7 protein-coding genes and 3 pseudogenes are annotated in these 15,314 nt (G+C 70.7%); 5 read left to right on the forward strand and 5 right to left on the reverse strand.

From position 1 onward, the window contains the following. Positions 1-7: 7 nt before the first annotated feature. Positions 8-1,263: pseudogene (locus tag H7K62_RS09315) on the reverse strand (IS256 family transposase). Positions 1,264-1,653: 390 nt separating this feature from the next. Here H7K62_RS09315 and H7K62_RS09320 point away from each other — a divergent pair. Then, the gene (locus tag H7K62_RS09320) at positions 1,654-4,401 is read left to right on the forward strand and encodes a cell wall-binding repeat-containing protein (protein WP_186717676.1); all 2,748 of its coding nucleotides are present in this window, start codon (positions 1,654-1,656) and stop codon (positions 4,399-4,401) included. A 1,175-nt stretch (positions 4,402-5,576) separates the two neighbouring features. Next, complete coding sequence (locus tag H7K62_RS09325; protein ID WP_186717677.1) at positions 5,577-8,543, forward strand: cell wall-binding repeat-containing protein; 2,967 nt, start codon at positions 5,577-5,579, stop codon at positions 8,541-8,543. Between the two features lie 139 nt (positions 8,544-8,682). Here H7K62_RS09325 and H7K62_RS09330 read toward each other — a convergent pair. Both H7K62_RS09330 and H7K62_RS21545 read right to left on the reverse strand, forming a co-directional pair. Further along, positions 8,683-9,174 (reverse strand): annotated as a pseudogene (locus H7K62_RS09330) (leucine zipper domain-containing protein); the annotation flags it as partial. A gap of 398 nt (positions 9,175-9,572) precedes the next feature. After that, positions 9,573-9,740 (reverse strand): annotated as a pseudogene (locus tag H7K62_RS21545) (ATP-dependent DNA ligase); the annotation flags it as partial. Positions 9,741-9,977: 237 nt separating this feature from the next. Between H7K62_RS21545 and H7K62_RS09340 the strand changes: the two are divergent. After that, complete coding sequence (locus tag H7K62_RS09340; protein ID WP_186717679.1) at positions 9,978-10,712, forward strand: septum formation family protein; 735 nt, start codon at positions 9,978-9,980, stop codon at positions 10,710-10,712. Positions 10,713-10,907: 195 nt separating this feature from the next. Here the strand turns inward: H7K62_RS09340 and glgX are convergent, their stop codons facing one another. Continuing rightward, complete coding sequence (gene glgX, locus H7K62_RS09345) at positions 10,908-12,977, reverse strand: glycogen debranching protein GlgX (protein WP_186717954.1); 2,070 nt, start codon at positions 12,975-12,977, stop codon at positions 10,908-10,910. Positions 12,978-13,274: 297 nt separating this feature from the next. Here glgX and H7K62_RS09350 point away from each other — a divergent pair, with 297 nt between their 5' ends. Continuing rightward, positions 13,275-13,700: a DoxX family protein gene (locus H7K62_RS09350; RefSeq protein ID WP_186717680.1), complete on the forward strand. Its 426-nt coding sequence runs from the start codon at positions 13,275-13,277 to the stop codon at positions 13,698-13,700. Next, positions 13,697-14,959, forward strand: a complete 1,263-nt coding sequence (locus H7K62_RS09355) for an alpha/beta hydrolase family protein (RefSeq protein WP_370591688.1) — start codon at positions 13,697-13,699, stop codon at positions 14,957-14,959. Before H7K62_RS09350 ends, H7K62_RS09355 begins: the two co-directional genes overlap by 4 nt. A gap of 24 nt (positions 14,960-14,983) precedes the next feature. On the opposite strand, the gene H7K62_RS09360 is transcribed toward H7K62_RS09355, so the two are convergent. Continuing rightward, positions 14,984-15,253 carry a hypothetical protein gene (locus H7K62_RS09360; protein ID WP_186717681.1) on the reverse strand — a complete coding sequence of 90 codons (270 nt, stop codon included), beginning with the start codon at positions 15,251-15,253 and terminating at the stop codon, positions 14,984-14,986. Positions 15,254-15,314 lie beyond the last annotated feature (61 nt).

A 15,314-nucleotide genomic window follows, 5' to 3' on the forward strand; every position in this document is an offset into this window, starting at 1 on the left:
GTGGGGATCATGCCGTCATCGCGGCTCCGGTGTCGACGCCGGTGCCGCCGACCGTGACAGCTCCGGCGATGGCCGGCAGGGTCGTGACGTTGGTGCCGTTCAGCGCGGCCATCGAGGCCTCGGACAGGTAGCGCCGCTCCCCGGCGGCCCACTCATCGTGGGCCTCGATCAGCACACAGCTGGTCAGGCGCAGCAAGGCGGCGTCGTGGGGGAAGACCCCCACCACGTCGGTGCGGCGCTTGACCTCCTTGTTCAGCCGCTCTAGCGGGTTGGTCGACCAGATCTTCTTCCAGTGGCTGGGCGGGAAGCCGATGAACGCCAGCACGTCCTCACGGGCGGTGTCCATCACCGCGGCGACCTTCGGGTGCGTGCCCTGGAACGTGGCCGCGACGGAGTCCCACTGCGCGGCGACACCGGCCGCGCTCGGCTGGGCGAACACCGTGCGGTAGGCGGCGGTGACGACCTCACCGTCAGCCTTGGCCACATGGGCCAGCAGGTTCCTCGCAAAGTGCACCCGACACCGCTGCCAGGACGCCCCAACATGGCCTTGGCGAGGGCCTTCTTCAAGCCCTCGTGGGCGTCACTGATGACCAGCTGCACCCCGGACAGCCCACGTCGCTTCAGGGACGTCAGGAACGCCTTCCAGAACGCCTCCTCCTCGGAGTCACCGACGTCGGCGCCGAGGACCTCGCGGTGACCTTCGGCGGTGACTCCGGTGGCGATGACCACCGCGCGACTGACGACGCGGGCCTTGCAGTAGGTGGCGTCCAAGAACACGTACGGGTAGACGTGCTCACCCAGTGGCCGGTCGCGGAACGCCGCGACTTCCACGTCCAGATCGGCGCAGATCCGGGACACCTCCGACTTCGAGATCCCGCTGGCAACACCCAAGGCAGCCACCAGATCGTCGACCTTGCGGGTGGAGACCCCGTGGACGTAGGCCTCGGCGACCACCGCGAACAGGGCCACGTCGATGCGACGGCGCCGCTCGAGCAGGCTCGGGTAGAAGGAGCCGGTGCGCAGCTTGGGGATGCGCAGCTGCGGGTCCCCGGCGGTGGTGGAGAAGGTCTTGGGGCGGGTGCCGTTGCGGTGGGCCAGGCGCTCTTCGGTGCGCTCGTAGCGTCCGGCGCCGATCACCGCGCCGGCTTCGGCGTCGATGAGCTTCTGCAGGGCGTCTTTGGTGATGCGGCGGATCCGGTCGGACTCTGCCGTGTCGTGCAGCTCGGCGAGCAGGGTCAGCAGGGCAGAGTGGTCATCGGTCATCGCGTGGTGTCCTTCGGTGCGTTCCCTAGGCAGGTCTCACTGACATCGCGCGGTGACCGCTCAACTTGATCGCTGCGCCGTCGTCAACGTGGACGACCGCGTCGATCACCGGCAGCGGCTCCGGGATCTACACCACTTCACGGGCCATGACTCTCGCCAGGCTCGCGGCTACGCCAGCGACCCCGAGATGCATGCGCAAAAGCTCCCGGCAACGGCGCCGCCGAGTGGGCTCAACCAACAAGGTCCCTCGGGGCCCAACGTCGAGCCCTTGAGGCCGCACGCCCATGGTGACCCGTTCAGCGCATGTAGTTCAAGGACCGACTCAGCCACAAGGTCAACACGCCGTGGTCAATGCACCACTTTTGATCATCGTCGCGCCACCATGGCGGCATGTCTCCCCTGACTGAGCGCCGCAACACGCTGGCGTCCCCCGCCCCTCTCGTCCGCCCGTCGCGTCGCAGGCGCGCGACGCGGAGCCTTGGCATCAGCCTCGTTGCGGCCACAGTGCTGCCTTGCCTCGCCGCCAGCATGGCGAGCGCCACGCCGACTCCCGCGTATGACCCGGTGCTCTCGTACATCGCGGGCAGTGGGACCCGTGGAACGGTCGGCGGCACCCCGATGACGGGAGCCGCCAGCTCGGTTGACCTTGTCTACCCTGGTGCTATCGTCAGTGATTCGGCTGGGAATATTTACTTCGGCGAATCTGCCGGGAACCGCGTCGGAAGAATCGACGCATCAACAGGGAATGTCACCACCGTCATCGGCACCGGAGCCAACACGGACCCCTCGCCTGGTGCGGCCGCCGGTCAACCTATCGCCAATCCTTCCGGGCTGGCCCGGAAGGGCAGCGACCTTTTCGTGGTTTCAATCAACGCCAAGCGCGTCTACAAGATCGACGCCTCTGGTCAGCTCAGTGTCTTCGCGGGTGATGGCAATGTTCCGGCGACTGGCACTGCGCCAACTGGACTCGCCACGGCGACCAGTCTGCGGTTCCCGACGAAGATGGCTTTCGACAGTGCCGGAAACGCCTACGTCTCAGACACGAGCGGTCACCGTATCGTCAAGATTGACACCTCTGGGCAGCTCACCAACCTCCTCGGTGACGGCACAGCTGGTGTGCTCGTTCCGGGCCCGGTCGCCGCGTCTCGGACCGCATCGCCAGGCGATGTGGTGGTCGATGCGAACGACAACCTGTACTTCACCGAGTACGGATCTGACCGAGTGGCAAAGATCGTTCTCAGCACAGGGCAGCTGTCCATCATCGCCGGTAACGGTACTCAGGCTACCGCTGTACCTGGACCGGCCGTCTCCAGTCCCTTATTCGATCCGGCGGCCATCACGGTAGATGCCCAGGGCAACGTTTATGTCAGTGACAGGAACAACGGTTCTAGTCAGATCCTTCGAGTCTCTACTACCGGAATGCTGACCCGTATCGCCGGGTCTCCTACCAATGCTGCAGGGACGTCTACTCCAGGACTAGCCTCGAGCAGTTCATTGGAAGGAGTCCGCGGTCTTTCGATCGACAACTCCGGGCATCTGCTGTTGAGCGAGGGAGTGGGTTCCCGGATCGACCGGATCACCCTTCCCTACAGCACTCTGCCGACCATCACCTCTGCGGCGCCGACCGCTGCCACCGCTGGTTCTGCCTTCAGTGCCACGCTTGCGGCCTCCGGGAACGCCTCGACGTGGTCGGTGCCGTCGAACAACCTCCCCAGCTGGCTGACGCTGAACTCCTCCACCGGTGTTCTTTCTGGGCCCGTTCCCTCCACCCTTGGCGCACAGCCGACCTTCACGGTGCGGGCCACTAATGCGTCCGGGTACGACGAGCAGACCATCACCCTCAACGTCAGCGCTGCCCCCAGTGGTGGTGGTGGTGGTGGTGGGTCCTTCGGTGGCGGTGCGGGTCTGGGAGTGCAGACCATCATCACCGCCGCTCCGAAGACCCTGCCCCTGAACACCCGCACCGTGGCCATCAACGCCACCGCCTCGGCCGCTGGCAAGCTCACCTACACCAGCGCCACCCCCTCCATCTGCTCGGTCGATGCCGCCGGGGTTGTCACCGCCCTGAAGGCCGGGGTCTGCTCGGTCAAGGTCGACGCTGCCGCCTCCACCACCGGTGCGGCAGCTTCGACCACGGTCAGCGTCTCCGTGGCCGCTTCGGCTGCTGCGACCCTGCCCGCCGGCCCGCAGCGCCTTGCCGGCAATGACCGGGTCGCGACCTCCTCGGCCACCGCCGAGAAGGTCTTCCCCACCCCCGCGGCCGGGACCTCCTACGACGTCGTGGTCACCACCGCCGGCTTCTACGCCGACTCCCTGGCTGGTGCCCGCCTGGCTGGCCAGGTTGGTGGCCCGCTACTGCTCACTGACGGGCGCACCCTGAGTGAGTCCACCGCTGACCAGCTCAAGCGCCTGGTCGCCAAGGGGGGCACCATCTATCTGCTCGGCGGCAAGAACGCGGTCTCCGAGGACGTGGAGAACTCCATCAATGCCCTCATCGACGGCGACACCGTCGTCCGAGTCGCTGGTGACGATCGTTATGAGACCGCTGCGGCCATCGCGGATGCCACGGTGAAGCGTTCTGGTGACGTCGGGCCGATCTACCTGGTCACGGCTCGTGACTTCGCCGACGGAGTCTCGGTGGGTGCCTACGCCCAGTCCACCGGGGGTGTGGTGCTGCTGACCGACGGGGACAAGATGCCCGAGGCTACGGCGACCTACCTGAAGCTCCACGACCCCAAGGGTGACCGCGCCATCGCCATCGGTGGTCCCGCCAAGAACGCTGCTGCGACGGCGGGGCTGCCCGGTGCCGTCGAGCGCGCCATCGTGGGGGCCGACCGGTTCGACACGTCCGCCAAGCTGGCTGCTGAGCTCAAGGCCGCTGCGGACAAGAACGGCATCAAGGTGACCTCCGTCGGCATGGCGGGCGGCTCTTCGTGGCCCGACGCACTCTCCGGATCGGCGGCTATGGCCGCTCTGGGTGGTCCGCTGCTGCTGACCCCCACCGGGGCGGACAGCGTCCCGGCGGTGACCACCGAGGCGGTGGCCAAGACCGCCGCTGAGCGCTTGGTCGCCTTCGGTGGCGAGAAGGTCATCACCGGCAAGGCCTACGAGGCGATCGGCGCCAACCTGGCCAAGTAGCACGCCGCACCACACAGCACCGCGAACACGCTGAGGGCTCCCCGCCACACCGGTGGGGAGCCCTCAGCGCTGTGCGACAACAGGACCAGCGCCGGGTCAGCAGCGAGAACACTGCCTGCTGGGCTGAGACGCTTTGCCGTAGCAGACCGAGTGGACACTTCGGCCGCCGTAGCGAAGGAGACAATCCCTGCCCCTTGTAGCCAGCAGCTCCTACGACGTCGTCATCACCGCTGCCGGCTCCTACGCCGACGCCTTGGCCGGTGCACGACATGTCGGTCCGATCGGCGGACCGCTGGTGCTGATTGACAGGCGTCAGCTCAGCGACACCACGCCACGACTGCTGAGCTGAAGCGGTTGGTCGCCAAAGGCGGAACCGTGTACCTGCTCGGCGGCCACGACGCCCCACCCGCCTCCCTGCAGGCTGACGGCAGCGCTCTCATCACCGGCGACAGCGACATCCGCGTCGGCGGTGCCGACCGCTGCGCCACCGCAGCCGTCTTGACCGACGCCACAGTCAGACGCTCCGGGCGACGTTGGCCCGATCTGGCTGTTCACGGCTCGCGACTTCGCGGACGACGTCTCTATGAGCGCCGACGCCCAGTCCTCCGGCGGCGTGATCCTGCTCACCGACGGCGGAGGATGCCCGTGGCGACATCGGCCTACCTGGAGGCGCACGACTCCAGCGGGGAACGTGGCGTGGCCATCGGCGGCCCAGCGCAGGCCGCCGCAGCAGATGCGGGGCTTCTCGGGTCCGTCGAGCGCGCTGTCGTGGGGCCGACCGATATGAAAGCTCCGCCAAGCTCGCCAGCGCTTTCAAGGCGAGCAGTGGCAGTACCGTCGCCTCAGCCGCTCTGGCCGGCGGCACTCCTGGCCCGACGCCGAGTCCGGCTCGGCGGCCATGGCCGCTCTGGGCGGCCCGTTGCTGGTGACCCCCACGGGGTCAGACGTCGTCCCCAGCGCGACCATCGGAATGATGGGCCAGGGGGAACACAGCGGATGACCGCTTTCGGTGGCAGCTGCGTCATCACGGCTGACGCGTACGACAGCCTCAGCAGGCTGCCCAGCAAGTAGGCGACTGGGATGTGCCAGCGGAGGTCTCGTCGCCCACTGCGGGCGAGGACGACACGCTGTGGCAAATCCGCCGCCGGTGATCCACTACGGGCCAGCATGATCGGGTGCTCATCTCCACGCCGCCTCCCGCGCAAGCGGATCCGCAAGCTCCCGCCGCTGCTGGTCCGTCGCGGCGCCGCCGTGTCGCCACCGTGACGTGCGTCGGGGCGCTGGTCGCCGTGTTGCTGCCGGTGACCACGACAACGTCCACGGCTGCACCCACTCCCGCGCCGGCCACCCTGTCCTTCTTCGCCGGCACCGGCGTGCAAGGTCCCGGCGTCGTGGGGCCTGCGACGTCATCGACCCTGTGGTGGCCCAAGAGCACCGCGGTGGACACGGCCGGCAACGTCTACATCGCCGACTCCAACAACGCACGCATCGAGAAGGTCGACACCTCCGGCAACCTCACGTTCGTCGCCGGAACCGGATCGAGCGGCGCCCCCGTCTCGGGCCCTGCGACCTCGTCACCGCTGAATGGCCCTTCTGGCGTGGCTACCGACTCCTCGGGCAACCTCTACATCTCGGACTCGAACAACCATCGCATCGAGAAGGTCGACAGCTCGGGCAACCTGACGGTCATCGCCGGGACGGGCACGCAAGGAACCGCAGCAACGGCGACCAGCAACGTGGCGGCCACCACCTCCAACCTCAACTTCCCGCGGTCGCTGGCCGTGGACAGCGCAGGCAACGTCTACTTCGCCGACTCCGGCAACCACCGCATCGCGAAGATCGACACCGGCGGAACGCTGACGACCGTGGCCGGTAATGGCACCCGCGGCGCACCTACTGCTGGGGCGGCGACCTCGTCACCGCTGAACACACCCGCTGCCATCGCCATCGACAGTGCAGGCAACATCTACTCAGGCGGCACGGACAAGCGCGTCTACAAGATCAGTCCCTCTGGCAACCTCACGTTCGTCGCAGGTACCGGCACCGGTGGCGCAGCAACTGCCGGGTCGGCGCTGTCGTCGAACCTCAGTTCCATCCAGGGTGTCGCGGTCGACGGGACGGGCAACGTCTACATCGCCGACACGAGCAACCACCGCATCGAAAAGGTCGACACGTCCGGCAACCTGAGCTTCATCGCCGGCACCGGTAGCAGCGGGTCACCCACTGCCGGGCCCGCCACGGCGTCGAGCTTCAACTCGGTGAACAGCGTCAGCGTCGGAACCGGTGGGGTGCTTTACGCCACCGACACGTTCAACAACCGTGTCCACGCGATCACGCTGCCCGCCGGATCCGTTCCTACCGTGACCTCGTCCGCGCCCACCAGCGCCACCGTCAGCACGGCTTTTTCGACCACGCTGACCGCCTCGGGAGTCCCTTCCCCCACCTGGACGGTGGCCTCCGGGGCTTTGCCCTCGTGGCTTTCGCTGAACGCGGGCACGGGGGTCCTGTCCGGGAACGCCCCCGCCTCCACGGGCCCCGTCCCCGCCTTCACCGTGCGGGCCACGAACAGCGCCGGCTACGACGAGCAGACTGTCAACCTCACCGTCAACCCCGTCATCACTACCCCCGCGGCCCCGTCTAGTGTGAGAGCCGCTGGGGGGGACACCTCTGCAACCGTCACGTGGTCCGCTCCGAGCAGCAACGGCGGCGCGGCCATCACCGGCTACACCGTCACGGCCACGCCCGGGGGAGCGACCTGCGCAGCCTTGACTGCACCCTGCACCGTGAGTGGACTGACAAACGGCATCCCGTACACCTTCACTGTGACTGCCGCCAACAGCGCCGGGGCAGGGCCGGCCTCGACCCCTTCGGCTCCGACCACTCCGGCGGCCCTCGGCGGAGGCGGCTCCTCGAGCAGTGGCCTGCCTCCGCAGGTGCTGACGGCGAACGCACCCAAGATGCTGCCATTGAAGGCACGTACGGCCGCCTTGAACGTCATCGCCGCCGGCAAGGTCACCTACTCCTCGTCCAGCCCCTCGGTGTGCATCGTTGACGCAGCCGGTGTCATCACGGCGCTGGCTCCTGGAACGTGCTCCATCATGATCAACGCTGCAGCCACGGAGACCAGGGCAGCGGCCTCCCAGGCCCTGTCGGTGACCATCACGACTCCCGAGAGCACCACCTCGGCTCTTCCCTCCGGGCCTCGGCGCCTTGCAGGTCCGGATCGCATCGCGACCTCGGCGGGCGTGGCTCAAGAGGTCTTCAGCACCCCCACGCTTGGCAGCTCGCATGATGTGGTGCTGAGCGGTGCGGGTTTGTATGCCGATTCGCTGGCGGGCGCCCGTCTGGCCGGTCAGATCGGCGGTCCCCTGCTGCTGACCGATGGCGACCGGCTGAGCCCGGAGACCGCTGGGCAGATCCGTCGCCTTGTCAGAGCGGGTGGCACGGTGTACCTGCTCGGAGGGGATGCCGCCATCTCCGAGGGCGTTGAACAGGCGGTCAACGAGCTTGTTCAGGGGGACACGGTAGTGCGCGCCGGAGGTGCTGACCGCTACGCCACCGCCGTCGCGATCGCCGCCGCCACGACTCAGCGGGCTGGCGACGTCGGGCCCATCTACCTCGTCACCGGACGCGACTTCGCCGACGGCGTCTCGGTGGCGGCTTTCGCCCAGTCGACGGGTGGTGTGGTCCTGCTCACCGACGGCGACCGAATGCCGAGAGCTACGGCGGACTACCTCGGGAGGCACGACCCCCAGGGCGACCGTGCCGTCGCGATCGGCGGACCTGCGAAGGCGGCTGCCGTCAAGGCCGGTCTTGACGGCGCCGCCGACCGGGCCGTCACCGGCATCGACCGCTTCGAGACGTCGGCGAAGCTGGCAGCGGCCATGCGCGCTTCATCCGGTGACATCTCCTCGGTGGGCCTCGCCGGTGGTGCCTCCTGGCCGGACGCCCTTCCTGGCGCGGCAGCTATGGCAGCCCTCGGTGGACCGCTGCTGCTGACCGCCACCGGTGTCGACGAGGTACCGGTGATGACCACCCGTGCTGTAGCCGAGACCGGCGCCACGCGTCTGGTCGCCTTTGGCGGCAAGAAGGTGATCACCGAGAAGGCCTACGAGGCGATCAGCGCCAACCTGGCCAGGTGAGCCCTAGGCCGCACAGCACCACGAGCGCGCTGAGGGCTCCCCGCCACACCGGCAGGGAGCCGGGACTGCCCCTGCTCCGGTTGACTCCTGATCTGTGAGGACTGCGGTCCTCACTGGAAGGATGACCACCGTGCCCAAGGCGCTCGCCCTGAGCTCGTCCGACGTAGCGCCACCCGCCCCCGTCAGGGGTATTGCCGAGCTTCTTCACATCGACGTGGATCAACGATCCGGGGGTCTGGTGCTCGTAGCGCCGGATCGGCTCCCCGGTGCGGATGTCGACGTGGGAGAGCTTGTTCAGTCGACAGCGGGTCAGCACCGCATGGACGGTGGAGGCGGGTATCCCGGTGCGGGAGGAGATCGCCAGCGGTGACAGGCGCTGCTTCCAGCGCAGGTGCACCACGCGCTTGACCGCGTGCTGGGGGGTGCGGTTCGGCGACCGGTGCGGCCGTGAGGAGCGGTCGCTCATGCCGGCTTCGCCCATGGCGGCGGAGCGGGTCGCCCAGCGCTTGGCGGTGGGCCAGGCGACGTGGAAGTGCTCCGCGGCGCGGGCGATCGGCCAGTGCTCGTCGATGACCAGGCGGGCCAGGGTGAGGCGGGCCTTGGGGGTCAGGGCGGCATTAGCGTGGGTCACGAGGACGTCCTGATGTTGTGGTGCGGAACCTTCAGCAGTCCCACTTCGCACCCGGGAGGTCCTCGTTGTGTCAGTCGGGGTCAGTCCTCACGGCTGCACGGGCTCGACCAACGTGTCTGGGCAGTACATCTAGAGCTCCTCGGCGCCCGCGAGGTGCTCCTCACGTATGGCGGTTCGCCACAGCTGTTCCGAGACCAGTTCGGCCTGCAGCCGGATGGCGGCGGCCCGTCGAGCTTGCGCCGCGTCTCCGTCCCCGAGGGTTCGTCCAGTGACCTCCAGGGTACGTCGACGACGAGCTTGATCTTGTCCTGCTTCGGAACGTCGGCCCATGCCTAGCGATTGGGGTGGACGCCGACGGAGGGCTGACCGCGGACGAGGTTGAGCGCATCGAGGAGCTGGCCGGTTGCGACCGACGACGGATCGCCGCTCACCAGGTCGCGGAACCCGTCCCACTTCGGCTCGTAGAGGAGCCCGCCCGCCACCGAGCTCGGCTCGGGGACGGTGGTGACGTCCTTCACGCCCTTGGCCAGCATCGGCGCGACGGGCGGCATGACGGGCAGCTGCACGTCCCCCAGCCTGCCCGCCCTTCGCGCACTTTCCCCGGCGAGCGCGCTCCCCGGGCCACGAGATGCGCACGTTCGGCGGACAGGGCGGGGCCGTGGGAGCCGGCGGGGTGTCCGGGACGGGCGCGGTCACGCACCGTGGCGGTCCGGGGCGCCCGGCCCACCTGTCGACCGGCCGTCCGGGTCCGCCTCGGCGCCGGGGCCTACCGCGCGTGCCCGCCACCCTCCACGATCCGCTCCGTGACGAGCACCGACACCCCTGACCACTCGCCGGGCACCGCCCCGGGACGGCCCGCCCGCGAGGGGGAGTGCGTCCTGTGCGGATGGGCCCCCGCCGCCCCCGTCAGGCTCCGGCGGGTGACGGGGATGGTGCTGCTGTGGCGCACCAGCGTCACCGACGTCCCCGGGCTGTGCCGGCTGTGCGCGGACCGTGCGTTCCACGACGCGCAGAGCCACAACCTCGCCGCGGGCTGGTGGGGCGTCGTCGCCCCGGTCGTCAACGCGGTCGCCCTCGTCTCCAACGCCGTCCGGCTCCACCGCCACCGCGCTGCCGTCCCGACCGGGCTGACCCGCGACCCGGACGTCGTGACGCCCCTGCCGGGTCCGGCCTCGTACGCCACGACGTGGCGGCGTCCCGGGCCCTGGCTCGGGACGGTGGCGGCCGCGGCGGTCCTGGGCGTGCTGGGGTACAACGCGTTCATCGCACCGGCCGACCGCGACGCGTCGGGCACCGTGGTGAGCGCGGGCACCGGTGACGCGACGTCGCTGCACGTGGGGGACTGCGTCTCCACCGTCTCCCAGGACGAGGACGGCTTCACCGACGTGCCGCTGGTGCCCTGCAGCCAGGCCCACGTCAGCGAGGTCTTCGCCACCGGCACCATGACCACGTCGCACTACCCCAGCGACGACGAGATGGAGGCGTGGGTGCGGGCCACCTGCCTGCCGGCCTTGCAGGCGTACGTCGGCACGGCCTAGGACGACTCGTCGTGGGACGTCACCACCATCGCTCCCGTCGAGGGTGACTGGACGGCGTCGAACCCCGTCGAGTGCCTCGTCGAGACCGCCGACGGGTCGACGTGGACGGGCTCTGCCCGGGGCTCGCACGTCTGACCCGGCAGCGGCGGGCCCTGCGCAGCCGAGCGACCGGACGCTCGGCTGCGCAGGGGGTGGTCAGTCGACGCGGTGCAGCAGCGTCAGGGACCGGTCCCGCACGAGGATCTGCTGCCCGGGCGCCAGGCCCCGCTTCTTGACGTGCTGCTCGGGGTCGGTGGAGAGCACCAGCTTCCAGCCGGGCAGCTCCTCCGGCTCCGGGTCGGTGCCGGAGTCCGTGCGCGTGGGCACCGTGAACTCCACGACGCCCTCGGAGCCGTTGACCATGAGCATGAACTCCTCGACGTCGTCGGCGCCGTCCGAGCGCGGACCCGTGAGGTGGACCGTCAGCGCCTTGTTGAGCGGCTCCGCCCAGTCGCCGTCGCCCATCTCGGGGCCGTCGGCGCGGCGCATCTCCACGTCGACGTCGCCGAAGTGCCGCGGGCGCAGCGCCGGGTGCTCCCGGCGCAGGGCGGTGAGCTCCTTGGTGAACTCGACCAGGTCGCCGTCCACGGACTTCCAGTCGAACCAGGAGATCTCGCTGTCCTGGCAGTAGGCGTTGTTGTTGCCGCCCTGCGTGCGACCCATCTCGTCACCGCCGAGGACCATCGGCACGCCGTGCGAGAGGAGCAGCGTGGCCAGCAGGTTCTTGCGCTGGCGGGTGCGCAGTTCGTTGATGCCGTCGTCGTCCGTGGGGCCCTCGGCGCCGCAGCCCCAGCTCTTGTTGTCGCTCTCGCCGTCGTTGTTCCCCTCGCCGTTCGCCTCGTTGTGCTTGGCGTCGTAGCTGGTGAGGTCGTGCAGCGTGAAGCCGTCGTGCGCGGTGATGAAGTTGATGCTGCACAGCGGGTCGCGCCCGCCGCTGCCGGGGGCGCCGCCGTAGATGTCGCCGGAGCCGGTGAGGCGGTGGGCGAAGGCGCCGAGCACGCCCTCCTCGCCGCGCCAGAAGTCGCGCACGTCGTCGCGGAACTTGCCGTTCCACTCGCTCCACCGCGCCGGGAAGCCCCCCACCTGGTAACCGGCGGTGTCCCACGGCTCGGCGATCATCTTCACCGGCGCGAGCACCGGGTCCTGGTGGACGAGGGTGAGGAAGGCGCTGTGCACGTCCATCTCGCCGCCCTGGCGGGTCAGCGTGGTGGCCAGGTCGAAGCGGAACCCGTCGACGTGCATCTCCTGCACCCAGTACCGCAGCGAGTCCATGACCAGCCCGAGCGCCGCCGGGTGGGAGGCGTTGAGGCTGTTGCCGGTGCCCGAGGTGTCGAAGTAGTGGCCCTCGTCGCCCTCCACCAGCCGGTAGAACGAGCCGTTGTCGATGCCCTTGAGGCTGAAGGTGGGGCCCTGGTCGTTGCCCTCGGCGGTGTGGTTGTAGACGACGTCGAGCACCACCTCGAGGCCCGCGGCGTGCAGGTCCTTGACCATCTGCTTGAACTCGGCCACCTGGCCGCCGCCGTCCCCGGCCGCGGCGTACTCCCCGTGCGGGGCGAGGAACCCGATGGAGTTGTAGCCCCAGTAGTTGCGCAGGCCCTTCTCCTCCAGGTGGGAGTCCTGCACGAACTGGTGCACCGGCAGCAGCTCCACCGTGGTCACGCCGAGGTCCTTGAGGTACCCCGTGACGGCGGGGTGCGCGAGCCCGGCGTACGTGCCGCGCAGCTCCTCGGGCACGTCGGGGTGGGTGTGCGTGAGGCCCTTGACGTGCGTCTCGTAGACCACCGTGCTGTGCAGCGGCGTCCGCGGGGGCGTGTCGTCCCCCCAGTCGAAGGACTCGTCGACGACGACGGAGCGCGGCACCGAACCGGCCGAGTCCGCCTCGTTGAGCTTCGCGCCGTCGTCCCAGTGGTGCCCGAAGACCTCCTCGCCGGCGCCGAAGGCGCCCTCGACGGCCTTCGCCCACGGGTCGAGCAGCAGCTTGTGGGGGTTGTGCCGCAGGCCGCGCGCCGGGTCCCAGGCGCCGTGCACCCGGAAGCCGTACCGCTGGCCGGCGCCGATCCCGGGCAGGAAACCGTGGAAGACGTGGCCGGACTTCTCCGGCAGCTCGACGCGCTCCTCCTTCCCGGAGCCGTCGAACAGGCAGAGCTCCACGCGCTCGGCGGTCTCCGACGGCAGAGCGACGTTGATGCCGCCGCCGCGCAGCGTTACGCCGAGGGGGTAGGGCAGGCCGGGCTCGACCCGGGAGGCGAGCGGGCGGCTGGTGGACCGGGTGCGGCGCGCCGGTCCCTTCGAGGACGACTTCTTCGCGGCCGACTTCTCGGACTTCGGGGAGGACGTCTTCTCGGGCTTCTCCTCGGGGGCCTTCGAGGGCGCGCTGGAGGAGCGGGAAGTGGGAGGGGTCACGGCCCTGATCGTGGTGGCGGGCACCGCGCCGCGCGACCCGAGGGTGACACCCGCGCCCCCGAGGGCGGGAGGCGCGGGCGGCCCGCGCACGTCCGGCGCAGCGCTGGCAGGATCGGCGGCATGAGTCGACGCGGGCGAGCCACGCCGCTCGGCACCGGTCCCGCCGCTCGCGCGGCGCTCGCGGTGCTGCTGGGCACGGCGGGCGTCGCGCACGTCGTGGCCCCGGGCCCGTTCGAGCGGATCGTGCCCCGGGCGCTGGGCCGTCCCGGTCCGTGGGTCGCGGGCTCCGGGGTCGCTGAGCTCGCCTGCGCGGCCGGGCTGCTGCCCCGCGCTACCCGGCGCTGGGCGGGGCTGGCCAGCGCGGCGCTGTTCGTGGCCGTGTACCCCGCCAACGTGACGATGGCGGTGCAGGCGCTCCGCAGCGACCGCGCGCCGGGCTGGTACCGGGCGGTGGCCCTCGCGCGGCTGCCCCTGCAGGTGCCGCTGGTCGTGTGGGGCCTGCGCGTGGCCGCCGCGGCGGCACCGGCCGGCAGGAGGGCCGCGTGAGCACCCCGGGGACCCCCACCGGCGGCGACGTGACCGCCGCGGCGCTGCGCGCCGCCTCGCTGACCCGGGCCGTGGTCCGCAGCGCCGTGGTGGGCGGGGCGGTCGGCCTGGCGGCCTCGGCCGCCGCGTCCGCGCTGGCCACGCACTTCGCCCGCCGCGTCGTGACGCCCGAGAAGGTCCGCGCGGACGACGTCCGGGTGCTGGCCGTCGAGCCGGACCGCGTGGTGCTCACCGCCAGCGACCTGACGCGGGCACCGGGGCGCTACGGCCTGTGGACCGACGGCGGCGCCACGCACTCCCAGCTGGGAGAGGTCCTCGAGGACGGAGACCGTGCTGGCGAGCGGGTCCCCGGCCGGGGGGCGGCCCGCCGCGGGACCGTGGTGCGCGCGCTGCTCGGCACCGACGCCGGCGAGCTGCGGCCCGGTCCGGGCCGCTGGAGCGGCTGGTTCCACACCGGGGACCCGGGCCGCGCGCTCGGGCTCCCCTTCGACGACGTCGTGGTCGACTCGCCGGTCGGCGAGCTGCCCGCGTGGCTGGTGCACCCGGCCGACGGCGAGCTGCAGGGCAGGGTCTGGGCGGTGCTCGTCCACGGCCGCGGCGGCACGCGCGAGGAGTGCCTGCGCGCGCTGCCGGTGCTGCACCGCCTGGGCGTGCCGGCGCTCGTGCCCAGCTACCGCAACGACCCGGGCGCCCCGGCGAGCCTGTCGGGCCGCTACGGGCTCGGCGACACCGAGTGGGAGGACGTCGAGGCCGCCGTCCTGCACGCCCTCGACGCCGGCGCGCGCGACGTCGTCCTCGTGGGCTGGTCGATGGGCGGGGCGATCGTCCTCTCGGCGCTGTCGCGCTCGTGGACGGCGGACCGGGTGCGCGCCCTGGTGCTGGACGGCCCGGTCCTCGACTGGCGCTCGGTGCTGGCGCACCAGGCGCGCGTGCACCGCGTGCCCCCGCCCCTGGGCCGCGCTGGCGCCGCGCTCATGGGCTCGCCGCTGGCCCGCGCGACGCTCGGCGTGGAGGGCCCGCTCGACCTGGACCGGCTCGACTGGGTCGCGCGGGCCGAGGAGCTGCGGGTACCGCTCCTGCTGCTGCACGGGGAGGCCGACGCGGTGGTCCCGGTCGGGCCGAGCCGCCTGCTGGCCAGCGCCCGGCCCGACCTCGTCACGCTGCTGGAGTTCCCCGGGGCCGGCCACTGCCGGGAGTGGAACTCCGACCCCGACCGCTGGGAGCGCGAGGTCGCGAGGTTCCTCCTCGAGCACCTCTGACGGCTCTCACGTGCAGGGCGCGGCTCAGCGCCGGCGGTTCTGCACCAGCTGCACCACGCCGTAGACGGCCACGGCCACGCCGACCACCGCCAGCACCACCTTCAGCCACAGCGAGGACTCCAGGCTCCACACCGACTGCGCGAAGTAGCCCCCCAGCAGCACGAAGCCCACCCCCGCGAGGTTGCGCTTCGGGTCGGGCCGGCGCTGCGGCGCCAGCTCGGACGGCTGGTCGGACGGCTGCTCGGAGGGCTGCTCGGAGGGCTGCTCGGACGGCGGCGGAGGGGTCGTCGACACCCCGGCAGTCAAACAGGCCGCGCCGACGGTTCGCTGCACGTCCAGCAGGTGACGCGCAGGT

This window comes from Quadrisphaera sp. RL12-1S (genome assembly GCF_014270065.1).
GTDB lineage: Bacteria > Actinomycetota > Actinomycetes > Actinomycetales > Quadrisphaeraceae > Quadrisphaera.